23 protein-coding genes are annotated in these 20,475 nt (G+C 66.7%); 13 read left to right on the top strand and 10 right to left on the bottom strand.

The annotated features are described in order from the left end of the window. Positions 1-191 precede the first annotated feature (191 nt). Positions 192-1,058, bottom strand: coding sequence for a LysR family transcriptional regulator (locus tag OG874_RS12815; RefSeq protein ID WP_330255347.1), 867 nt, complete (start codon positions 1,056-1,058; stop codon positions 192-194). Positions 1,059-1,313: 255 nt separating this feature from the next. Between OG874_RS12815 and OG874_RS12820 the strand changes: the two genes are divergently transcribed. The 5 genes from OG874_RS12820 to OG874_RS12840 are packed head-to-tail and all read left to right on the top strand — an operon-like array spanning position 1,314 to position 6,199. Beyond that, positions 1,314-2,756, top strand: coding sequence for a form I ribulose bisphosphate carboxylase large subunit (locus OG874_RS12820; protein ID WP_330255348.1), 1,443 nt, complete (start codon positions 1,314-1,316; stop codon positions 2,754-2,756). Between the two features lie 16 nt (positions 2,757-2,772). After that, positions 2,773-3,195: a ribulose bisphosphate carboxylase small subunit gene (locus tag OG874_RS12825; RefSeq protein WP_330255349.1), complete on the top strand. Its 423-nt coding sequence runs from the start codon at positions 2,773-2,775 to the stop codon at positions 3,193-3,195. Beyond that, on the top strand, positions 3,185-4,210 hold the full coding sequence (locus OG874_RS12830) for an AAA family ATPase (protein WP_330255350.1): 1,026 nt from the start codon (positions 3,185-3,187) through the stop codon (positions 4,208-4,210). The genes OG874_RS12825 and OG874_RS12830 overlap by 11 nt, the downstream gene beginning before the upstream one ends. 15 nt (positions 4,211-4,225) lie before the next feature. Further along, positions 4,226-5,290, top strand: coding sequence for a class 1 fructose-bisphosphatase (locus OG874_RS12835; RefSeq protein WP_330255351.1), 1,065 nt, complete (start codon positions 4,226-4,228; stop codon positions 5,288-5,290). A 30-nt stretch (positions 5,291-5,320) separates the two neighbouring features. Next, positions 5,321-6,199: a phosphoribulokinase gene (locus OG874_RS12840; protein ID WP_330255352.1), complete on the top strand. Its 879-nt coding sequence runs from the start codon at positions 5,321-5,323 to the stop codon at positions 6,197-6,199. Between the two features lie 117 nt (positions 6,200-6,316). On the opposite strand, the gene OG874_RS12845 is transcribed toward OG874_RS12840, so the two are convergent. Both OG874_RS12845 and dinB read right to left on the bottom strand, forming a co-directional pair. Then, positions 6,317-7,138 carry an endonuclease/exonuclease/phosphatase family protein gene (locus tag OG874_RS12845; RefSeq protein ID WP_330255353.1) on the bottom strand — a complete coding sequence of 274 codons (822 nt, stop codon included), beginning with the start codon at positions 7,136-7,138 and terminating at the stop codon, positions 6,317-6,319. 492 nt (positions 7,139-7,630) lie between these two features. Then, a complete protein-coding gene (gene dinB / locus OG874_RS12850; protein WP_330257275.1) occupies positions 7,631-8,827 on the bottom strand; it encodes a DNA polymerase IV in 1,197 nt (398 codons plus the stop codon). Positions 8,828-9,173: 346 nt separating this feature from the next. Between dinB and OG874_RS12855 the strand changes: the two genes are divergently transcribed. From OG874_RS12855 to OG874_RS12865, 3 genes are all read left to right on the top strand, one after another. Beyond that, positions 9,174-9,554 carry a BlaI/MecI/CopY family transcriptional regulator gene (locus OG874_RS12855; protein WP_040690485.1) on the top strand — a complete coding sequence of 127 codons (381 nt, stop codon included), beginning with the start codon at positions 9,174-9,176 and terminating at the stop codon, positions 9,552-9,554. 156 nt (positions 9,555-9,710) lie between these two features. Further along, complete coding sequence (locus tag OG874_RS12860) at positions 9,711-10,673, top strand: M56 family metallopeptidase (protein ID WP_330255354.1); 963 nt, start codon at positions 9,711-9,713, stop codon at positions 10,671-10,673. A 15-nt stretch (positions 10,674-10,688) separates the two neighbouring features. Then, complete coding sequence (locus OG874_RS12865; protein WP_330255355.1) at positions 10,689-11,819, top strand: winged helix DNA-binding domain-containing protein; 1,131 nt, start codon at positions 10,689-10,691, stop codon at positions 11,817-11,819. Between the two features lies 1 nt (position 11,820). Here the strand turns inward: OG874_RS12865 and OG874_RS12870 are convergent, their stop codons facing one another. Continuing rightward, the gene (locus OG874_RS12870) at positions 11,821-12,141 is read right to left on the bottom strand and encodes a hypothetical protein (RefSeq protein WP_330255356.1); all 321 of its coding nucleotides are present in this window, start codon (positions 12,139-12,141) and stop codon (positions 11,821-11,823) included. Between the two features lie 137 nt (positions 12,142-12,278). Then, a complete protein-coding gene (locus OG874_RS12875) occupies positions 12,279-13,082 on the bottom strand; it encodes an acyl-CoA thioesterase (RefSeq protein WP_330255357.1) in 804 nt (267 codons plus the stop codon). Between the two features lie 54 nt (positions 13,083-13,136). Between OG874_RS12875 and OG874_RS12880 the strand changes: the two genes are divergently transcribed. The 4 genes from OG874_RS12880 to OG874_RS12895 all read left to right on the top strand — a co-directional run bounded on the left by OG874_RS12880 (position 13,137) and on the right by OG874_RS12895 (position 15,646). Further along, positions 13,137-13,625 (top strand): winged helix-turn-helix transcriptional regulator, encoded by a 489-nt coding sequence (locus OG874_RS12880; RefSeq protein WP_330255358.1) that lies wholly within the window; start codon positions 13,137-13,139, stop codon positions 13,623-13,625. A 27-nt stretch (positions 13,626-13,652) separates the two neighbouring features. Beyond that, positions 13,653-14,069, top strand: a complete 417-nt coding sequence (locus tag OG874_RS12885; RefSeq protein WP_330255359.1) for an NUDIX hydrolase — start codon at positions 13,653-13,655, stop codon at positions 14,067-14,069. 47 nt (positions 14,070-14,116) lie between these two features. After that, positions 14,117-14,614 carry a hypothetical protein gene (locus tag OG874_RS12890; protein ID WP_330255360.1) on the top strand — a complete coding sequence of 166 codons (498 nt, stop codon included), beginning with the start codon at positions 14,117-14,119 and terminating at the stop codon, positions 14,612-14,614. A 99-nt stretch (positions 14,615-14,713) separates the two neighbouring features. Then, positions 14,714-15,646: an alpha/beta hydrolase gene (locus OG874_RS12895; protein ID WP_330255361.1), complete on the top strand. Its 933-nt coding sequence runs from the start codon at positions 14,714-14,716 to the stop codon at positions 15,644-15,646. Positions 15,647-15,663: 17 nt separating this feature from the next. On the opposite strand, the gene OG874_RS12900 is transcribed toward OG874_RS12895, so the two are convergent. Continuing rightward, positions 15,664-16,257 carry a TetR/AcrR family transcriptional regulator gene (locus tag OG874_RS12900; protein ID WP_330255362.1) on the bottom strand — a complete coding sequence of 198 codons (594 nt, stop codon included), beginning with the start codon at positions 16,255-16,257 and terminating at the stop codon, positions 15,664-15,666. A 68-nt stretch (positions 16,258-16,325) separates the two neighbouring features. On the opposite strand from OG874_RS12900, the gene OG874_RS12905 reads away from it, so the two are divergent. Then, positions 16,326-16,640, top strand: coding sequence for an SDR family NAD(P)-dependent oxidoreductase (locus OG874_RS12905; protein WP_330255363.1), 315 nt, complete (start codon positions 16,326-16,328; stop codon positions 16,638-16,640). 16 nt (positions 16,641-16,656) lie between these two features. Here the strand turns inward: OG874_RS12905 and OG874_RS12910 are convergent, their stop codons facing one another. Genes OG874_RS12910 through OG874_RS12925 form a run of 4 tightly spaced genes read right to left on the bottom strand, consistent with a single transcriptional unit; the run spans position 16,657 to position 20,461 of the window. Then, the gene (locus tag OG874_RS12910; RefSeq protein ID WP_330255364.1) at positions 16,657-17,265 is read right to left on the bottom strand and encodes a GTP-binding protein; all 609 of its coding nucleotides are present in this window, start codon (positions 17,263-17,265) and stop codon (positions 16,657-16,659) included. Beyond that, a complete protein-coding gene (locus tag OG874_RS12915; protein ID WP_330255365.1) occupies positions 17,246-17,620 on the bottom strand; it encodes a DUF742 domain-containing protein in 375 nt (124 codons plus the stop codon). The genes OG874_RS12910 and OG874_RS12915 overlap by 20 nt, the downstream gene beginning before the upstream one ends. Further along, positions 17,617-18,012 carry a roadblock/LC7 domain-containing protein gene (locus tag OG874_RS12920; protein WP_330255366.1) on the bottom strand — a complete coding sequence of 132 codons (396 nt, stop codon included), beginning with the start codon at positions 18,010-18,012 and terminating at the stop codon, positions 17,617-17,619. Before OG874_RS12920 ends, OG874_RS12915 begins: the two co-directional genes overlap by 4 nt. Beyond that, positions 17,990-20,461 (bottom strand): nitrate- and nitrite sensing domain-containing protein, encoded by a 2,472-nt coding sequence (locus OG874_RS12925; RefSeq protein ID WP_330255367.1) that lies wholly within the window; start codon positions 20,459-20,461, stop codon positions 17,990-17,992. The genes OG874_RS12920 and OG874_RS12925 overlap by 23 nt, the downstream gene beginning before the upstream one ends. Between the last annotated feature and the right edge of the window lie 14 nt (positions 20,462-20,475).

Genomic DNA, 20,475 nt, shown 5'->3' on the forward strand with positions numbered 1-20,475 from the left:
TGGGTTGGGGAAACGGGCTGCGGGGAACACGATATTCACCAGCTCGTAACAGCGAAACATGCTGCTGAGCCGGTATTCGGGCCACAATCGAAACTACGGCGATTCCGCCGACAACCTGTGCGATCAGTCGATCGCCAGTCGGGTGGAGTCCGGGTGTCGTGCCCCTCGGACTCCACCGCCCGACCGATCCGTCAGCCGGTGTGGAAGGCGTGGGGGCCTACTTCGGCGGGGTCGAGGATGTGGGCCAGGAAGAGGCGGGTGGTTGGGGTGGGGGTGCGGGTGGTGACGGCGTGCCACGGGCGGTCCATGGGGGTGCCGTCTACCGGGAGTACTTGGAGCAGACCGGATTCGAGATCCTGAGCCAGCGCGTCGCTGTGGATGAGGGTGACGCCGAGACCTTCGCGGGCGGCGGCCAGGACCGCGCCGTGACTGCCGAGAGTGAGGGTGGGCGGTGCGATTTCGAGGCGGTCGATGAGGCTGAGGGTGGCGTCGCGGGTGCCGGAACCACGGCCGCGTAGCAGCCAGGTGCTGCGCAGGGGGTCGGGGCAGCCGGGGGCGCCGACGACGACGAGTTGGCTGGGGCGGCGCGCGCGGATGACCAGGCCGGTGTCGCGCGGCGGGCGGCCCGCGATGACGAGATCTGTTTCGTGGTGGTGCAATTCGAGGAACAGCACGTCGCGCGGGTGCACGGACAGGCTGAGTTCGATATCCGGATAGCGGTTGCGAAACGATGCGAGCAGCCGCAGCAGCACGTATTCACCCGCGGTGGCGACGACGCCGATCCGCAGTTTGCCGGTCTCGGCGCGGCGGACCGCGGCGTTGGCCTCCTTCATGAGGCCGAGGATGGTGCGGCAGTATTCGGAGTAGATCCGTCCCGCCTCGGTGAGCGCGATACCGCGCCCGGATTTCGCGATGAGCTTTGCGCCGAGCTGCTTTTCGATGTGCGCGACGGCCGCGGATACGGCGGCCTCGGTGACATGCAATTGGGTGGCGGCGCGGCGGATGCTGCCCTGCCGGGCCACGGCCAGGAATGTTTCCATCCGAGCCGCACTCACCATACCCACAATTCGACGGTATCAAACTCTATGAATCCGTTGAGTATTCGGAGAAACAATCAAATTGTTTGTCGTCAACGAGCCCGTCATCCTTGAACTCAGCAGGCGTTCACTTCGCACACCAGGTGCCCCGCACAACACCTCGAGCGCGGGTCTACCGCACAACCCCCTGGGCGTGGACGTCTCGCGCACACCTCGAGCGCGGATCTCCCGCACAACACCAGACGCGGATGTCCCGCACAACCGAGCGGAGGAACAATGACCGAGGAAACCGAACCGAATCGCTGGGATCCCGGAGTTCATTCCTACGCTTCGATGGGGTACTACGCGCCGGATTACGTGCCCAAGGATACCGACGTGCTCGCCGTCTTCCGGGTCACCCCGCAGCAGGGTGTCGACCCGATCGAGGCGGCTGCCGCGGTGGCGGGCGAATCCTCCACGGCCACTTGGACTGTCGTATGGACCGACCGGCTCACCGCACACGATCGCTACCAAGCCAAGTGCTACCGCATCGATGAGGTCCCCGGCCGCCCCGGGGAGTACTTCGCCTATATCGCCTACGATCTCGACCTGTTCGAGGAGGGCTCGATCACCAACCTGACCTCCTCGATCATCGGCAACGTCTTCGGCTTCAAGCCGCTGCTGGCATTGCGCCTCGAGGATATGCGGATTCCGGTGGCCTACGTCAAAACCTTCCAGGGCCCGCCACACGGCACCGTCATGGAACGCGAGTACCTCAACAAATACGGCAGGCCGCTAGTCGGTGCGACGGTGAAGCCGAAACTCGGTCTGTCCGCACGGAATTACGGCCGGGTGATCTACGAGGCATGCAAGGGTGGCCTGGATTTCACCAAGGACGACGAGAACATCAACTCCCAGCCGTTCATGCGCTGGCGCGACCGGTATCTGTTCGCGATGGAGGGCGTCAACCGCGCCGTGGCCGAAACCGGTGAGATCAAGGGCCATTACCTCAATGTCACCGCGGCGACGATGGAGGATATGTACGAGCGCGCCGAGTTCGCCAGGGAACTGGGCAGCGTCGTGATCATGATGGACCTGACAGTGGGATTCACCGCCATGCAGTCGATGTCGCACTGGGCGCGGCGCAATGGGGTGCTGTTGCACCTGCACCGGGCCGGGCACTCCACCTATACCCGCCAGAAGACCCACGGCGTCAGCTTCCGGGTGCTGGCCAAGTGGTGCCGGCTGATCGGCGTCGATCATCTGCACGCGGGCACCGTGGTCGGCAAACTCGAGGGCGATCCGGCCACCACCCGGGGCTTCTACGACACGTTGCGGGAGAACCACATTCCCACCAACCCCGGCAACGGCATCTTCTTCGATCAGGATTGGGCGAGTCTGGGCGGGGTCATGCCGGTCGCTTCCGGCGGTATCCACGCGGGCCAGATGCACCAACTGCTCGACCTTTTCGGCGATGACGTGGTGTTGCAGTTCGGCGGCGGCACGATCGGACATCCGCTGGGCATCGCGGCCGGTGCGGAGGCGAATCGGGTAGCGCTGGAGGCGGTTGTCAAGGCCCGCAACGAAGGTCGCGATCTTGTGAAGGAAGGCCCTGAAGTGCTGCGCAAGGCCGCCGAGAGCTGCCGTCCACTCGATGTCGCACTCTCGACCTGGGGCGATGTCACCTTCGACTACACCTCCACCGATGCGCCGGATGCCGTGCCGACGGCCAGCCGCTGAACGACAGGACCTTCCCATGTATCTGCGTCACGGAACCTTCTCGTATCTGCCCGAACTCACCGATGCCGAGATCGCGGCCCAGGTGCGCTATGCGCTGCTCAACAACTGGCCGGTGTCCATCGAGTACACCGATGACCCGCACCCTCGCAACGCGTATTGGGAGATGTGGGGTTTGCCGCTGTTCGATCTCGACGAGCCCGACGGCGTGCTCGCCGAGATCGACGCCTGCCGCAATACCTTTCCGCGGCACTACATTCGGGTCCTGGCCTACGACGCCCGCTACGGCAGGCAGACGACAGCGCTGAGCTTTCTGGTGCAGCGTCCCGCCGACGAGCCCGGATTCCTGTTGACCCGTACCGAAGGCCCGGATCGCCGACAGCTCTACGGCCTGCGCTCCTATGCCACCGACGAACGTCCGGGTGCACGGTATGGCGGCTGAAAGGTCGAGCGCGGCAAGCGGTTTCCGATTGCACCGGCCGGGCGTGGAGGACGGCAGGCCGGTGCGAGCGGTGCCGGCGGGCGCTCCGCCGACGGGTGAGGTGCTGGCCGAGGACGCGGTGCTGGATCTGTCGGCCGATATCGCGGGCAACGACGTCGAGGACGTTTTGACCAGGCTCGACGCCGAACTCGTCGGTTTGGCGAATGTGAAGCGGCGGGTGCGCGAGATCGCGGCGCTGCTGCTCATCGATCGGGCGCGGCAGCGGTTCGGGCTCGATGCGTCCCGGCCGACCATGCATATGAGCTTCACCGGCGGGCCCGGCACCGGTAAGACCACCGTCGCACTGCGCATGGCCGAGATGCTGCACGCGCTCGGCTACATCCGGAAACCGAAGGTGCATACGGTTACTCGCGACGATCTGGTCGGCCAGTTCATCGGACACACCGCACCCAAGACGAAGGAAGCCCTCGCCAAGGCGGCCGGGGGAGTGCTGTTCATCGACGAGGCCTACTACCTGTTCCGCCCGGAGAACGAGCGCGATTACGGGCAGGAAGTCATCGAGATCCTGCTGCAGGAGATGGAGAGCGAGCGCACCAGCCTGGTGGTCATCTTCGCGGGCTACCCGGATCGGATGGAGAAGTTCTTCTCGGCCAATCCGGGATTGTCCTCGCGGGTCGCCCACCATCTGGAATTCAGTGACTACGCGCACGAGGAATTGGTGCGTATCGCCGAACTCATGGTGGCGCGGGACAACTTCCGTTTCGACGACACCGGATACGCCGCCTTCGGGGAATACCTCGCGCTGCGCATGACCAGACCGCGATTCTCCAATGCGCGCAGCGTGCGCAATGCGCTGGACCGGTGCCGGTTGCGGCAGGCCAAGCGGTTGGTCGAATTGCGCCGACCGCTCACCAAGACCGACCTGATCACGCTGACCGACCAGGATGTCTACGGGAGCAGTGTTTTCGGGACAGCAGAGCAGCCGGATGGGCCGACCGCGAGGGCGCCCGCGTGACGAGATCGAGAACTCATGCCAGAAGGACTCAAGACCCTCACCCGCTATACGATCGAGCAGGAGCACCGGCATCCCGGATCCTCCGGTGAATTCTCCGCTCTGGTGAATGTCGTCGCGACCGCGACGAAGATCATCGCCAACCAGGTGACCAGGGGCGCCATCGTCGGCTCGCTCGGCGCATCGGAGCCGGACAACCTGCCACCGACGGTGCACCGCAAGCTCGACGCCATCGCCAATGACATCATGGTGGCCGAGACCCAGTGGACGGGGCATCTGTCGGCGCTGTTATCGGAGCAGATGAGCGATATTCATCCGGTGCCGGATGTGCACCGGCGCGGGAAATATCTGCTGGCCTTCGATCCATTGGACGGATCGTCCAATATCGATGTGAATCTGCCTGTCGGAACGATTTTCAGTGTGCTGCGAGCACCCGATAACGGCCCGCCGAGCGCGGCGGACTTCCTGCAGCCGGGGGTGCGCCAGGTCTGCGCGGGATTCACGCTGTATGGGCCCGCGACCATGCTGGTGATCACCACCGGCAGCGGTGTCGACGGCTTCACGCTGGATCGGGAGATCGGCGCGTTCGTACTGACCCACCCGCGCATGCGAATCCCCGAGGACACTTCGGGTTTCGCGATCAACGCCGCCAATGAGCGGTTCTGGGAGCGGCCCGTGCGCAGGTATGTACACGAATGCCTCGACGGGGTGGACGGGCCGCGTGGGCGGGACTTCAATATGCGCTGGGTGGCGTCGCTGGTCGCGGACACCTTCCACATCCTGACCCGCGGCGGGGTCTATCTGTACCCGTACGACACCCGGCGGCCGGGACGGGTGTCGCTGCTGTACGGCGCGAATCCGATCGCCTACATCGTCGAACAGGCCGGCGGCTGGGCGACCACGGGCGGGGAGCGGGTGCTCGAGGTGCCGCCCGAGCAGGTACACCACCAGGTGCCGTTGATCTTCGGCTCGCGCAATGAGGTCGAGCGGATCGAGCGCTACCACAGCGAACCCGAGGAAGGGCCCAGTTTCGACAGCTCGCTGTTCGGATCGCGCTCGTTGTTTCGTCCGGCCGGTCGCTGAATTCTGTTGTCCGGCAATCGAGGAGGTGCCATGTCGGTCAAACATCCCGTCGTCGCCATCACCGGATCATCCGGTGCGGGAACGACCAGTGTCACGCGGACCTTCCAGGAGATATTCCGCCGCGAAGGCATCAATGCGGTAATCGTGGAGGGGGATTCGTTCCACCGCTACGACCGCAACGAGATGAAACTCGCGATGGCCGAGGCCGAACAGAACCACAATCGCACCTTCTCGCATTTCGGTGAGGAGGCGAATCTGCTGAAAGAGCTGGAGACGCTGTTTCACGATTACGGTGAAACCGGCGTCGGTTCGGTGCGCAGATACCTGCACGACGATCTCGAAGCGAAACCGTACGGGCAGCCCGCGGGCACTTTTACGCCGTGGGAGGATCTGTCGCCCGGCAGCGATCTGCTGTTCTACGAGGGGCTACACGGTGCCGCGGTCACCGATGCGGTGAATGTCGCGCAATACGCGGATCTGCTGGTCGGCGTGGTGCCGATCGTCAACCTCGAATGGACCCAGAAGGTCATCCGGGACAAGACCGAACGCGGGTACTCCAGTGAGGCCGTGATCGATACGATCCTGCGCCGCATGCCCGACTACGTGAAATACATCTGCCCCCAGTTCTCCCACACCTACGTCAACTTCCAACGCGTCCCGACCGTGGACACTTCGAACCCCTTCATCGCCCGCACCATCCCCACCGCCGACGAAAGTTTCGTCGTCATCCGCTTCGCCGACCCCAAGGTCATCGATTTCCCCTACCTCCTATCGATGCTGCACGACTCCTTCATGTCCCGCCCCAATTGCATCGTCGTCCCCGGCGGCAAAATGGAACTGGCCATGCAACTCATCTTCACGCCCTTGATCCTGCGACTGATGGACAAGCGCCCCAAGCGTTCTCGCTGATCGGGGTCATCGCGAGTTTGTCCCGGGTCGCGGCGGCACTCCGGGTTCGTCCTGGAAAGCCCTTTCCCCGTGACGATTCGGTTCACTGACCTTGACGGCTGAGCCATCGAAAGCGCCCTACTGCCTTCCGCGGTCCAGACGGATCTGCGCCACCAGGGCTCGGTGGTCCGCGCCGATCAGGTCCACTGTCTCCACCGCGACCGCACGGCCAGCGGCGACCAGGATGTGGTCGATACCGACCAGGGGCGGCCACCGCTTATCGGTCGGATAGGTGACCAGGTGTCCGGCGCCCGCCTGTTCGACAGCATCGTTGAAACGACCTGACAACATCGCGCGGTACTGCGCATGATCGTAGGTCGCGTTGAAGTCGCCACCGACGATCGCCGGCCGACTCGACGGCGACCGTTCGAGAATTTCGCGCAGACGGGACAATTCGTCGGCCCACACCTGCGTACCGAACACCGGTGGCACCGGATGGAACGCGTACACCGTGACCGGTCCGGCATCGGGGATGCTCGCTGTCGCCGAGAGCTGGTTCAGCACGAACCCGTCGTACTCGACGGTTTCCGACAGGGGGTAGCTGCTCCAGATTCCCGTCCCGCTCGCGGTCCTTCCAGGGGAGAGATACCGATGCGGCAATAACTCGTCGAGCCCCGCGCGGCCGAGATCCTCGACCGCCGCCGGCGTGAGTTCATTGACGGTGAGCAATACGACGTTCCGTGCGCGCACCTGGTCGACCAGCGCCCGAGGATCAGCTCCGTCGAACAGAAGATTGGCCTGCATCACTATTACTGCCCGTCCATCCTCATCGCCCGAGCGACCGACGTACAGCGGAGCTTGAGTCCACACCGCGGCGGCCACGACAACGACCGCCACCCCCGCACCGCTCCAGCGCCGCATGACGACAAACGCCACCGCCCCAACAAGCGCGGAGCTCATCAGGTACGGGGCACCCGAAGCTGCTAAGACCAACATTCGAGACCACGACCGACTGAAGTGCAACGCGACTCCAGCTGCTCCTGCGAGTGTTGCAGTCCACGCGAGCACCTCGACACCGACCCGGACCAGCTTCGAATTCACACCCAACAGACAAGCACACGAGCTTGGCAACGCTTGTCGATGACCAAGTTGAGATGAGGACGCAAGGGCCACCGAAGGTTTCGCCGTGCGGTCCGTCAAGAACAGCTGCCCAGACTTTGCGAGCTGCGGATCTACGATTCGCCCTCGCGGTTGCGCTGGCGTTCTTCTTCCTGGCGGCGGGCTTCGCGGCGTTGGGATTCGGCGCGTTCGCGTAGGCCGCGCAGGAAGGCTTCGTCGTCGTCCGGGTTTTGCGGAACGTAGCGGCCGGGGCGGTCATATCCGGAGTAGGTGGTGGTGGAGCGGGAGCCCGGTTCGCCGCTTGCGGATTCATGCCAGGGGCAATTGATCGGATCAGTCGGGGAGCAGCGGCACCGACAGGCCTTCGCCGCGGCCGATGAGAGCGGCGCGGGTGACGGCGGCCGAGCCGAAGCGGCGGCGCAGATCGTCGAGGGTGGCGTCGAGAGTGTTGGTGGCGCGGGGTTCCAGGGGGAGGGTGAGTTGGATGGCGTCGGCGTTGTCGAGGTTGGTCAGGGCCAGACCGATGAGGGTGAGGCCACGTTCCTGGATCATCGGCATCGCGGTGTCGAGCAGAGCACGAGCGGTATGCAGGATCGTCTCGGTGTGATCGGTCGCCTCGGACAGTGTGTGCGAGCGGGTAGCGCGGGTGAAATCGTCGAAACGCATGCGCAGCACCACCGTTCGGCACACGCGTTCGGCCGCGCGCAGGCGACGGCCGAGGCGGTCGGTGAGGCCGTGCAGGTAGGCCTCGATCTCGTCGGGCGGTCGGTACCGGCGGCCGAGTGCGCGCTGGGCGCCGATGGAGCGGCGGCGCACGCCGGTTTCGACGCGGCGCGGGTCGCGGGCCCAGGACAGTGCGTAGAGATGCCGGGCGGCACCGGGACCGAGGATCGCGCGCAGCGCAGACTCACCGAGGTCGGCCAACTGCCCGATCCGGGTGATGCCGTGTTCGTGCAGAATGCGCGAGGTGACCTCGCCGACGCCCCAGAGTCGTTCGACCGGCAGCGGATGCAGGAAGTCGAGTTCGAGTTCCGGTGGCACCAGGCGCAGTCCATCGGGTTTGGCGACCGCGCTGGCCACCTTGGCGAGGAATTTGGTGCGGGCGATACCGACCGAAATCGGCAGCCCGACCTGCTCCCGGACCGCCGTCCGCAGCCGCCGCCCGATATCGACGGGTTCACCCGCGATCCGCCGCAGCCCGCCGACATCCAGAAACGCCTCGTCGATCGAGATGCCCTCGACCACCGGCGTGGTGTTGTGGAACACCTCGAAGACGGCTTTACTCGCCTCGGCATATGCCGACATCCGCGGCGGCACGACGATGGCATGCGGGCACAACCGCAGCGCCGCACCACCATTCATCGGTGTCCGCACCCCGAACGCCTTCGCCTCATAACTGGCCGCGAGCACCACCCCGCCACCGACGATCACCGGGCGCCCACGCAACCGCGGATTGTCCCGCTGCTCGACCGAGGCATAGAACGAGTCGAGATCCGCATGCAAGATCGATGCCTCGGCCCGCGCCTCGATCCGCGGCCGCCCGGACCGCGCGCCACTAGATCGCTCTCGCCCGTAGCCGTCCGCCGCATCGCCGTATCCCTCAGGACTCGGGCGATCCTGCCGAGGGTCACGTCCTGCGGATCGTGGCGCCGCAACATCGCCATATCCGGCAGAACCCGCCGAATCCCGCCCAGCATCGCGACCACTGGATCGATGCGCGATCGGGGAGCGGGATTCGGACACGAACATATGTTCGCATAGACCACCGACAGTTCGGCACCGCCGCGCGAATCTACGGTATGACTACGTAGTAATAAGCCGAGCCAGCTACCCTGGGACGTCAGGGCAGTCCAGTAGTGATGAGGGAGACGGCGCCGTGCGAGGTTTCGGGGATTTGGAGGCGGTGATCATGGACCGGATCTGGGATCGGGACGCGGAGACCACAACGGTCCGCGAAATCTTCGACGAACTGGCGGCCGAACGCGGCATCGCCTACACCACGGTCATGTCCACCATGGACAACCTGCACCGCAAGGGCTGGCTGGCGCGCGAACGCGCGGGCAAGGCCTACCGGTACTGGCCCACTCTCACCCGCGAGGAGCACAGCGCCCGGCTCATGCTCGAGGCGCTCGGCTCCGGCGGCCGCTCGGATCTGGTGCTCAGTCACTTCGTCGACCGGATCAGCGAGGAGGAGTCGGCCGGACTGCGCGCCGCCCTGCGCAGGCTGACCTCCCGCAAGACCCCCGAGGCGCCGTGAGCGAGCGCCGCCGAGTGCACCGAGGACGCGGCGCGCGTTCGCGCACGGCGGAGGCCAGCGCCAGCGAGGCGCAGTCGTGAGCGAGCGTCCGCGAGTGCACCAACGTCGCAGCGCGCCTTCGTGTATCGCGGAGCTGAGTGCCAGCGGGGCGCAATCGTGAGCGTAGCGCTGTGCCTGATGCTCTACGGCAGCGTGGTGGCCACCTTCGGCCCACCCGTACTGCGCAGACTCACCCGGCGCGGTGCCGCCCCCCGACTAGGGGTGTTCGCCTGGCTGGTCGCGATCGGGGGCGCACTCGGCGCATGGGCGCTGGCAGCCGGGATGCTGATCATCGAATTCGCCACGTTCTGGCGCCACCCCGCCGATTCATTGCTCGCTTCCTATGCTGTGCTGTCGATGCCGATCCACCTGCACGGTGATGTGGCCACCGGCCTCGGCACGCTGACACTCGCGACATTGGTCGCGGTCGCCATCCTCGCCGCCATCGTCGTCATGGTGTTGAACGCGTGCCGGGCGATGCTGCGCCTGCGCCGCCACACTCATGCACACGGGCAGGCGGTGCGCATGGTCGGGCGCCGCGTGCCCGGCGTCGGCGCGGTGGTGCTGGATTCGCCGGAGCGCCAAGCCTATTGCGCGCCGGGACGCCCCGACACCATCGTCGTCACCTCCGCCGCCCTCGACGCCCTGACCCGCGATCAGCTCGCCGCCGTGCTGGCGCACGAGCACGCCCACCTCACCGGCAGGCATGCCGCGGTCATCGGGTTCCTGCGCGGTATCGCGGCGACTCTGCCCGGCATGCGCCTGGTGACCGATGGCGTCGGTGAGATCGGCCGCTTGCTGGAGATGTGTGCCGATGACACGGCCGCGCGCAGCCACGGCCCGGAACCGCTGCTCGGCGGCCTGCTCGCCATCGTCGGCGCGAGCGGTCCGGTGCCTGCGGGTGCGCTCGGCGCCGCGGGTACGGCCGTGCTGGCGCGCGCCGAGCGCCTCGTCGCGCCGGTCGGTGTGGTGCACCGCGCGACGAATCGCACCGCCTTGGTCGCCGTCATCGCGGCAACGGTGATCGGTCTGCTCGAGATAGCCGTCGGAGTACTGTTCTGCAGCACGATGCTGGGCTGAACCCAGGGGGGCCGAATGAAGGAGGGGCGATCGGTGCGCGTCAGCTGGGACCAGGTCTTCGCCTGGCGATTGCGCAGGCAATTCGTCACGCCATGCGGCGAGATCGACGTCACCGACATCGTCGAGCGGATGTGCGGCGTGCAGGCCCAGGTGACCGCGGCCGCGGATCTCGCGGTGGCGCTGCGTCGGCGCACCCCCGAACCCGGTGCGCTGCTACCGGAATTGGCTTCGGGCACGCTGATGAAGACCTGGGCCATGCGCGGCACGCTGCACGCGCTCGCGCCTGAGATGGCGGCGGCCGTGCTTTCCTTGATCGGCTCGGCCCGAACCTGGGAAAAGCCCGCCTGGCAACGCACTTTCGGGGCATCCCCGGCGCAGGTCGCGGCGCTTGCCGATGCGGTGCCGCAGGTGCTCGATGGCATCGTGCTGAGCCGTGACGAACTGGTCGACGCGCTGGTCGCCGATCCCGCCTTCCATCGACTCGGCGAGGAGCTGCGCTCCGGTTGGGGCGCGCTGCTCAAGCCGCTGGCCTGGCAGGGCGCACTGTGTCACGGTCCGGCGCAGGGCAATCGGGTCACCTTCACCAGTCCGGCCCACCTGATCCGCGGCTGGCGCGGCCTGCCCGATCCGGACGCAGCCGCACCCGTGGCCATCACCGGCTATCTCGGCGCATATGGCCCGGCCACCCCCGAGATCTTCGACGCTTGGCTCAGCCGCAACAGCCTGAAGAAAACGACGGTGCGCCGGTGGTTTTCGGAACTGGGGGACGCGCTGACGGAGGTCGATATCGCGGGCCGCCGCGCCTACATACTCACCGAACACGCCGACGAACTCGAGGCCGTCCAACCGCCCCGCACCTCGGTCCAACTGCTGGGCGCATTCGACCAATACGTTCTCGGCCCGGGCACCGGCGACTCCGAGCTGCTGCCGGCCGCACATCGCGCGCGAGTGAGTCGGGCGGCCGGGTGGATCTCGCCGATCCTGGTCGTCGACGGCCGCATCGCGGGCACCTGGGAGATCAGCGGCGACGATCTATCGGTCGCCACCTTCGACGGTTCGCTACCGCCGACCCGCGACCTGAAGGCCGCCGCCGAGCACGTCGCCGAGGCCATGGGCCACAACGGGTTTGCCGTGCACGTGGCGTAGGTCAGGTCGCGGCGCGCCTTATTCGGGCAGGTGCTGTGCTGGTCGAACCAGTCGGTGGTGCGGCGATCGGTGTGGGGTGGGTGTCGAGGACCGGTGGTGTCCAGTGCCACCGGCGGGCGGACTTGCGCGCCGCGACGCGGTCACCGGCCAGCTTGGTGAGCTTTGTTGCCAGCTCGTAGACGACAGGGTTGGTGGACAGGCTGATCGCGGGATCCTGCCGCGCGGTGCGTTGCACGTGCTGGCTGCGGGGCCGCCGCTGCTGGTCGTAGCGCATCAACGCGGCGGAAACGTCGATCCCGTCAGCCAGTTCGGCGGCGAGCACGGCCGCGTCTTCCGCCGAGCCGGTTGGACCTGAAGCGCCCCAGGTGGAATGGGTTATACGATGGCGAGCACGACCCGGGAATCGACGGCGGGCTGATCCTGCTGTGCGACAACGGAACTCACGACGCTGCCGCCGCTTCAGCCGAGGACTCGGCGAGTTTGGCGGGCCGAGACGAGCAGTGCGCCGCCGCGGTCCCAGATATCGATGTCGTCCACCGACCAGCCGCCGCCGGTGCTGGCGTTGGTCGCGCGGACGAGGACAGGCTGTTGGATCGGCTGGGCGAGGTCGGTGTGCAGGTGCATCGAGAACGCCACCGTCGGCACCGCGACCGGCACGGACAGGATGGGGAAGAAGGCGGGCGGCAGTGCGTCGGCGAGCACGGCCAGCGTCGCGGCATCGATCGGCAGTTCCGGAACCAGGGCGATCCACGCGCACATCCAGGCCTCGTCCGCGCCGGTGAGTGGCAGCGGTCCGGCAGCGGGTCGGATCTCGAAATGCGCTCCGACGGGCACGATTTCGGGCGGTAGCCGGAACGTCTGGCAGTCGTAGGGTGCCGGCACGTGCGGCGCGGTGGTCGGTGGAAGATCGGGTACCTGGGTCGGTGTGGTACGCCCGAAGGTGACCGCGGCGGACGCGACGGATTTGCCCTCCTGATCGGCCATGACCTCGATTACCGCGGTGCTGCGGCCCACCGTATGCGCGGTCGCCCGGAAGGTGAGCACCCCATCCGCCGGTCGGCCGAGGAATCGCAGATCCACCGCGCGCACCGGGAGGTCCGCGCCGCCCGCTCGCCGGGCGACCTCGACCAGCAGTCCGGCGATCACGCCGCCGTGCGGACCGCTCCAGCCGCGCCAGGATTTGTCGATCTGGGCTTGCCAGATGCGGTAGTCGGTTTCGGTCAGTGCGAATTCGTCGCCCAGCCGGGTAGTGAGTTGCATCATGCAACGAACCATAGGCTAGTGAGTTCTTTGAAGCAACCAACTATGCTGAGGCTCATGCGCAGGACCAGCTTCGACGAGATGAACTGCTCGGTCGCCCAGTGTCTGGAGGTGGTGGGCGAGTGGTGGACGCTGCTGATCGTGCGGGACGCACTCTTCGGCGTGACCCGCTTCGACGACTTCCGCGCACGCCTGGGCATCGCCCGCAATGTGCTCACCCAGCGCCTGGAACACCTTGTCGCGCACGACATCATGGTCAAGGTGCCCTACCAGGAGAATCCGGTCCGCTACGACTACCAGCTCACGCCGAAGGGCCGCTCGCTGTGGCAGGTGGTCAACGCGATGCGGCAGTGGGGCGACGAATGGGCCGCACCGGATGGCCCACCGGTGCAGGCGGTACACGAGAGCTGCGGGAAGGCGACGGTGCTCGAGCCGGTCTGCGCCGAATGCGGTGAGCGGGTGCTCGGGCGCGACCTGCGGCCCATCGACGGCCCCGGAGCGGGGAGTCACTCGATCCTGCCCGAGAACCTGCAGCGCGCGCACTGATCGGAGCCCGTCCATTAGGCTGCGGCGGTGGCGGATGGGCGAGTGGACAAGCTGATCGACACGGTCGCGTGGGTGCGCATCGAGGGCGGCCGCATTCTGTGCGCACGCCCGAAAGGCAAGGAGATCTTCTACATCCCCGGCGGCAAACGCGAGGGCGCGGAGTCCGATTCGCAGACGCTGCTGCGCGAGATCGAGGAGGAGCTGACCGTGGCGCTGCTCCCGGAAACCATCGCACATGTCGGCACCTACGAGGCCGCGCTGCACGGACCCGTCAACGATGTACTCGTCCGGATGAGTTGCTACACCGCCGACTATCGCGGCACCCTCGCGGCCAGCAGTGAGATCGAAGAGGTGGCCTGGTTCAGCTACGCCGACCGCGCGCTGGTGCCGCCGGTCGACCAACTGCTGTTCGACGATCTGCTCGACGCGGGCCGATTGGCCTAGGTGCTAGTTGACCCGCGCAGGGCGGTGCGCGGGATACGGTCGATGTCATGACCTCGGTTCGCTCGCTGTCGCGCTGGGCCGCATACGCATTGGTCGCGCCGGTGATCGGCCTCGGTCCCCTCGCGAGCCGATTGCGGACGCCGCGCCGGATGCTCGGCGTCTTCATCGCGCCGCGTGACGCGCTGGCGGTGCGCGGCGTCGCACACTCGGCGCTGGCCGCCGCGGTCGGACTGGTGACCTGGTTCCTGGCGTTTCTGGCGACCGTCGCGGCCGTGCGCGGGATCGGCTATCCGCTCATCGCCGCAGACGATCTCGAGCATTCGTGGGGCGGCCCGACTTTGGCCGGAGCCTGGGCGGTGCACGCGCTGCTCGGCGTCGGACTGTTGCCGGTGTGGGGACTGGTGCTGGCCGGATTCGGCGCGCTGCAGGTGCGGCTGACCCGCCGGCTGCTCGGCCGCGACGGGCCGTTCTGGCCGATCCCCCTATCGCTGTTGCTCACCGTCGGCGGTGTGTTGCTTTTCGTCTCGTGGCTCCATCAAGCCTGAGATCGCGACGCCCGAGTCGGCGGCGCTTCGGCGATTTCGAACCACGCCAGTACGCGGCGATCGTCGCGTAATCGGGCCGAAATGCCCGACGAGCGGCGGATGACCGCAGGGATGCCGGGCGCGACGATTGAGGTCATGGATCCCGAACTCGAACCATTCATCCCGTTGTTCCCCCCGGCCGATCTGAGTGACCCGGTCACCGCACGCAAGAGCCTCGCCGAGTTGGCCGCATCCGTGCCGGTACCGGATATCGCGGGCCTGGAAATCGAGGACCACACGGTGCCCGCCGATCCGGATGTGGCGGTGCGGATCTATCGCCCACACCAGGCCCGAGGTGTCATCGTCTGGTTGCGCGGCGGCGGATTCGTCATGGGCGACCTGGACACCGAGCATCCGTTGGCCACCCGGCTCGCGGACGGCTCCGGCGCGATGGTGATCTCGGTGGGCTATCGCCGGGCCCCCGAACAACCGTTCCCCGCCGCGCTGGACGACGCCTATGCCGTGCTGACCTGGACGGCCGAGCATGCGACCGAACTCGGCATCGACCCGGGACGGATCGCGGTCGGCGGGCACAGCTCTGGCGCTGCCCTCGCGGCCGCGGTGGCATTGCGGGCCCGTGCCGAGCAAGGGCCGCAGATCCGCTTCCAGTTGCTCAATCAGCCGGGCCTCGATGACCGGCAGGTGACATGGTCGGCGCGACACTTCACCGATACGCCCTTTATGACTCGCGACAAAGTCACCGCGATATGGCGGCACTATCTGGGCTCCGTGCCCGCCTCGCCGTATGCCGCCCCCGCCCGTGCCGCCGATCTGTCCGGCCTGCCACCGGCCTATATCGCCACAGCGGAGTTCGATCCGAACCGCGACGAAGCCATCGACTACACGCTGCGGCTGCTGCAGGCGGGTGTATCGGTCGAGTTGCACCAGTGGCCCGGCACTTTCCATGGGTCGCAGGCGATCTTGTCCGCCGCGGTGTCACAACGGCAGATCGCCGAGCTTCTCGCAGTCCTGCGCCGCGCCCTCGCCGAATGAGACGCTACCGCTCGTGGTCAGGTTCGGAAGATAGGGGCAAGCGCGTCGAATAGCCGGTCGGCGTATGCGGGGTCGACCGGTGCACCGCTGACGAGAAGGCGGTAGTAGAGAGCGCCGTAGATCAGGTCGATGATGAGGTCGGGATCGAGGTCATGGGGGAGTTGGCCGTGCTCGATCGCGGTGGCGATCAGGCCGCTCGCCTCGGCTCGGCGGCCGGCGATGAACCGTTCGCGTAAGGCGGCGGCGAGTTCGGTGTCGTGCTGGGCGGCGGCCACGAGGGCGACGAAGGGGCGCCGAGCGTCGGGTTCGCTCATCAACTGCGCCACGCGCCGCACCTGGGACCGCAGCCGTGTCAGGGCATCGCCATCGGCTGGAGCCTCGATCCTGTCCGCGGCGGCGTCGGTGAAGGCATCCATCAACACCGCCGCCTTCGTCGGCCACCACCGGTAGATGGTGTTCTTGCTGACCCCGGCGTGGGCGGCGATGTCGTCCACGCTCAAACCGGGAAGACCACGGTCGGTCAGCAGTTCTCGTGCCGCGGTGAGGACCGCTCGGCGCGATCGCTCGCTGCGCGGTCGTCCCGGCCCACGGACATCCTTCGACTCCACCATGACACCAGTCTAGACATTTTGATACGAAACGATCAGTATCATAAATACTAGCAGGTGAGTAGCTTATCGTGGATATTGATCGGGTGTGGCTGGTGACCGGCGCCGCGTCGGGATTCGGGTATGCGATCAGCCGAGCGGTGGCCGCCGCAGGCGGTCGGGTGGTCGCGACCGCCCGGAATCCAGCCCGAGCGCAGTCCCTGCGGGAGTTGGCGGCGGCTCATCCCGGTCGCGTCTTGGTCACACCGTTGGATGTCACCGACGATGAGCAGGCGACGCCGCCGCTGCGGCTGCCGTTGGGCCTCGACGCGGTCACCGCGATCCGCGCCGAACCGACCAGCCAACTTGCCGCGCTGGACGACAACGACACCACCGTCGGCACCTAGGGCGAAGGTCGTTGAATCAGCTCGGAACCCGTGGTCGCCCGGCTCGTTCTATGAGGTGTTGTACGAGGTTGAGTAGGACTTCTTTGGTGGAGGTGCGGTCGCGGGCGTCGCAGAGTAGGACGGGGATGTGGGGGTCGAGGTCGAGGGCGTGGCGGACTTCGTCGATGGTGTAGATGGGTGCGTTGTCGAAGCAGTTGACGGCGACGTTGAAGGGTAGTGCGCGGCGTTCGAAGAAGTCGACGGCGGCGAAGGAGCTGTCGAGTCGTCGGGTGTCGGCGAGGACTACTGCGCCGAGGGCGCCGCGGGCGAGTTCGTCCCAGAGGAACCAGAATCGGTCTTGTCCGGGGGTGCCGAACAGGTAGAGGACGAGTTCGTGGTCGATGGTGATGCGGCCGAAGTCCAGGGCGACGGTGGTGGTGGTTTTGTGTTCGACGCCGGAGAGGTCGTCGATGCCGGTGGAGACTTCGGTGATGAGTTCTTCGGTGCGTAGGGGTGTGATTTCGCTGATCGCGGAGACCATGGTGGTTTTGCCGACGCCGAAGCCGCCGGCGATGAGGATTTTGACCGAGGCCGCCAGATGTGGGGTCGCATCGGGACGAGTTGTTTCATAGTTTTCGGATGCCATCCAGTACCGCTCGCAATATGTTGAGATCGCCGGGGCCGGCGTCCGGCTGCGCCGGTGCCCGGAAGATCAGGTATCCCTCGCCGATCAGATCGCCGACGAGAATCTTGGTGACCGCCAAGGGAAGTCGCAGATGGGCCGCGACCTCGGCGACCGTCTGCGGGACACGGCACAGCCTGACGATGTCCACGTATTCGGGTTCTGTGCGCCGCAGGGTGGGCAGGGGGGTGGTGGTGACGACGATGGTGAGCATGTCCAGGTCGTGACCGGCTCCCATGACGCGTCCACGTGTCACCGCGTAGGGCCGGACCAGGGGACCGGCGTCCTCGTCGAACCATTGCCCACCGGGGTGTGTCATGGCAGTCGTGCTGGGGTGGACAGGTAGGTGCCCACACGCTGAACCGTGACGTTCATTTCGTAGGCGACCATGCCGAGGTTCGCGGTTTCGGCGGCTTGTAGTGCGAGGCAGGCGTTGTCGCCGGCGGAGGTGACGAACAGGACCGCGCGGTCGAGTTCGATGACGGCTTGGCGGACGCCGCCGCCGTCGAAACGAGTGCCCGCGCTGCGGGCCAGGCCGTAGAGGGTGGAGGACATGGCGGCGAAGTGTTCGGCGTCCTCACGGGTCATCGCGGTCGAACGCCCGAGTAGTAGACCATCGGTGGACAACACCACCGCATATCGCACACCAGCGAGCCGGTCGACGAGGTCGTCGAGCAGCCAGTTGAGATCACCGGGGCTGGAAGAAGTCACCGTTGCCTTCCTGTTCATCCGAGGGATTGTTCGTCGGCGCGCGGAACGCGCCGAGTTGCTCGGTAGGCACCACGCTATGCGGTTCACCGGGCAACACGCCAGCATCTCGATCGGGGGTCGCGCGGCGACCCTGCCTGGTCCCGATTTCGATGGCGGACATCAGATCCCGGGCTTGCTCGGCCGAACGCTCCCGCTCCGGCGACTGCTCGGTGGCGGGCTCGGTGACGGGGGTGGACTGTGCCAGTTGCGGTGCGATGCTGGCCTGCCGGTTGCGGCGTGGCAGTGCGGGCCTGCCGTCGGTTCCAGCGGTCTGCGGTGCGTCGGAGGTGGGCAGTGCGCTCGGGGTTCTCGGCGGCGGATCCAGCTCGGCCGGCGTCGCGAAGCGCGGTGGCGCGGTGAGCACCGCGGATTCGGTTTCGGTGTGACCGTAGGGGGTGGAGTCGACGAAGGGCACCGGGTGCCGCCGTCGGCGTGTCGATTCCAGAATCCCGGGATCGGTTGTGAGTGCCGGGGATTCGTCGGCGAGCAGTGCGGCGGGGATGAGCACAATGGCACGGATACCACCGTAATCGGACTCCGCGAGCCGGACCTTCACGCCGTGCTGAGCGGCCAGCTGCGCGACGACGAACAGGCCGAGCCGAGAGTCCGACGACAGCGCAGCCACCCCGAAACTCGGTGGGTTGCGCAGCATCTCGTTGACGCGATCGATCTCGGCCGACGTCATACCCATGCCCTGATCGCTGATCTCGGCGACCACGCCCTTACCGACCACATTGCCGGTCACCTCGACCCGGGACTGGGGCGGCGAGAACGAGGTCGCGTTGTCCACCAGCTCGGCGAGCAGGTGGGTGAGGTCGGCGACGACCGCGCCGAGCACATGCGTTTCGGGCAGGCGGGCGATGCGAACCCGTGCGTAGTCGAGGGTTTCACCGACCGCGCTGCGAACCAGGTCGATCAGCGGTACCGGGTTGCGCCACTGCCGACCGGGCTGGCCGCCGCCGAGGATGATCAGGTTCTCCGCGTTGCGGCGTTCGCGAGTGGCGAGGTGATCGAGCTTGAACAGGATGTCCAGCATTGCTGGATCCTCCTGGCGCTCCTCGGCGTGGTCGAGGATTTCGAGTTGGCGATGCACCACGATCTGGCTGCGATGGGCGATATTCAGGAATACCGCCTTGACGCCCTCGCGAGTCTTGGCCTCGTTGACCGCGCCGGCGACGGCCGCCTGGTGCGCGTGCTCGAATGCCTTGGCCACCTGGCCGATCTCGTCGTGACCGTAATCCAAGTTCGGCGATTCGTCGGCGGGGTCGATGATTTCGCCCTCGGCCAGGCGCCGCATCATCTCCGGGAGCCGCTCATCGGCCAGGGCGAGGGTTTCACCGCGCAGCCGCTTGAGCCTGCGGATGATCCGATTGGCCAGCAGCACGGCGATCAGGAACGCCAGCAGACTGACCACGGTGATCCCGCCGCCGGCCCACAGGGTGCGCTCGGTCGCGGCGGCCGACTTGTCCTCGGCCAGTTCCTGGACCCCTTTGCCCTGCGTGAGCCAGATATCGATCAACGTCCGGTTCATCTCGGCGGCGGCGCTGTGCCATTCCTGTGTGCTCAATGGCAGCGGTGCCGGAGCCGTCTTGGTCGCGCCGTTCGACGACGCGGTGCCGGATGTAGCGCTTGTGGCGGCCGTATTGCGTTGGGAGATAGCGTTTTCCATGGCTGTCAGCTGCTGCCACGCCGTACTCGCCTGGACGGCCTGCAGGGCCGCCTTCTCACGTGGGGGGAGCTCGACCGTCAGATTGCTGATTTCGGTGTGGTAGTAGCCGACCTGATGCTGGAGCTCCTCGATCGGAATGGGGGCCGGCCCATTCGCGGCGGCGAACATATTGGCGATGGCGACACTGCGTGATATCGCTTCCAGCGCCAGGAAAATCCGCTTGCCCTCGGCGAGACCGGTGCTGATTTCGGCATCCGGCGCGCTCTGTTCGGCGGTTTTGGTACCGATGGTGATGGTGTCGACGAGCTGGTTGTAGAATGCGTACGCGTCCGGGGCCGGTAACTGGCCAGCATCGGTGGCGGTGCGGACCTGTGTCAGGAAGTCGGCCAGCTTCCGGAAGTTCTCGGCGCCCGAACCGTCCCGGGCGACCAACTCGGTCGTGGCCGCCATGAGACCCTGGTAGGCGTTGTCGAGCCGGAGGCGGGCGGGGCCGAGGCCGGGTGCGGAAGATTCGTCACCGGCCAGCACCGCCAGCGTCAGATGACGTTCCCCCTGGATGGCCTCGAGCAGCTCCCTGGCCGGTGCCGTCGCATCCTGATTCTGCACGGCCCAGGACTTCGCATCATTGTTTTCCGCCACCAGATATCCGGCAGCGCTCACGCCGACCACGAGCAGCGTCAGGCTCGGGACGAGCGCGATCGCCAGAATCCGCGCCCGGACCCCGAGCCTCGCTCTGAACATCGGCATACCATAAA

The organism is Nocardia sp. NBC_00565 (assembly GCF_036345915.1).
Taxonomy (GTDB): domain Bacteria; phylum Actinomycetota; class Actinomycetes; order Mycobacteriales; family Mycobacteriaceae; genus Nocardia.

What these genes read in the sequence shown, in the direction of transcription:
- OG874_RS12900 (WP_330255362.1), bottom strand. Translation starts at nt 16,257, where the DNA reads ATGGTGGAGTCGAAGGATGTCCGTGGGCCGGGACGACCGCGCAGCGAG.
- OG874_RS12845 (WP_330255353.1), bottom strand. Translation starts at nt 7,138, where the DNA reads ATGAGCTCCGCGCTTGTTGGGGCGGTGGCGTTTGTCGTCATGCGGCGC.
- OG874_RS12865 (WP_330255355.1), top strand. Translation starts at nt 10,689, where the DNA reads ATGAAGGAGGGGCGATCGGTGCGCGTCAGCTGGGACCAGGTCTTCGCC.
- OG874_RS12895 (WP_330255361.1), top strand. Translation starts at nt 14,714, where the DNA reads ATGACCGCAGGGATGCCGGGCGCGACGATTGAGGTCATGGATCCCGAA.
- OG874_RS12830 (WP_330255350.1), top strand. Translation starts at nt 3,185, where the DNA reads ATGGCGGCTGAAAGGTCGAGCGCGGCAAGCGGTTTCCGATTGCACCGG.
- OG874_RS12820 (WP_330255348.1), top strand. Translation starts at nt 1,314, where the DNA reads ATGACCGAGGAAACCGAACCGAATCGCTGGGATCCCGGAGTTCATTCC.
- OG874_RS12915 (WP_330255365.1), bottom strand. Translation starts at nt 17,620, where the DNA reads ATGACACACCCCGGTGGGCAATGGTTCGACGAGGACGCCGGTCCCCTG.
- OG874_RS12880 (WP_330255358.1), top strand. Translation starts at nt 13,137, where the DNA reads ATGCGCAGGACCAGCTTCGACGAGATGAACTGCTCGGTCGCCCAGTGT.
- OG874_RS12875 (WP_330255357.1), bottom strand. Translation starts at nt 13,082, where the DNA reads ATGATGCAACTCACTACCCGGCTGGGCGACGAATTCGCACTGACCGAA.
- OG874_RS12815 (WP_330255347.1), bottom strand. Translation starts at nt 1,058, where the DNA reads ATGGTGAGTGCGGCTCGGATGGAAACATTCCTGGCCGTGGCCCGGCAG.
- OG874_RS12925 (WP_330255367.1), bottom strand. Translation starts at nt 20,461, where the DNA reads ATGTTCAGAGCGAGGCTCGGGGTCCGGGCGCGGATTCTGGCGATCGCG.
- OG874_RS12910 (WP_330255364.1), bottom strand. Translation starts at nt 17,265, where the DNA reads ATGGCATCCGAAAACTATGAAACAACTCGTCCCGATGCGACCCCACAT.
- OG874_RS12835 (WP_330255351.1), top strand. Translation starts at nt 4,226, where the DNA reads ATGCCAGAAGGACTCAAGACCCTCACCCGCTATACGATCGAGCAGGAG.
- OG874_RS12825 (WP_330255349.1), top strand. Translation starts at nt 2,773, where the DNA reads ATGTATCTGCGTCACGGAACCTTCTCGTATCTGCCCGAACTCACCGAT.
- OG874_RS12840 (WP_330255352.1), top strand. Translation starts at nt 5,321, where the DNA reads ATGTCGGTCAAACATCCCGTCGTCGCCATCACCGGATCATCCGGTGCG.
- OG874_RS12890 (WP_330255360.1), top strand. Translation starts at nt 14,117, where the DNA reads ATGACCTCGGTTCGCTCGCTGTCGCGCTGGGCCGCATACGCATTGGTC.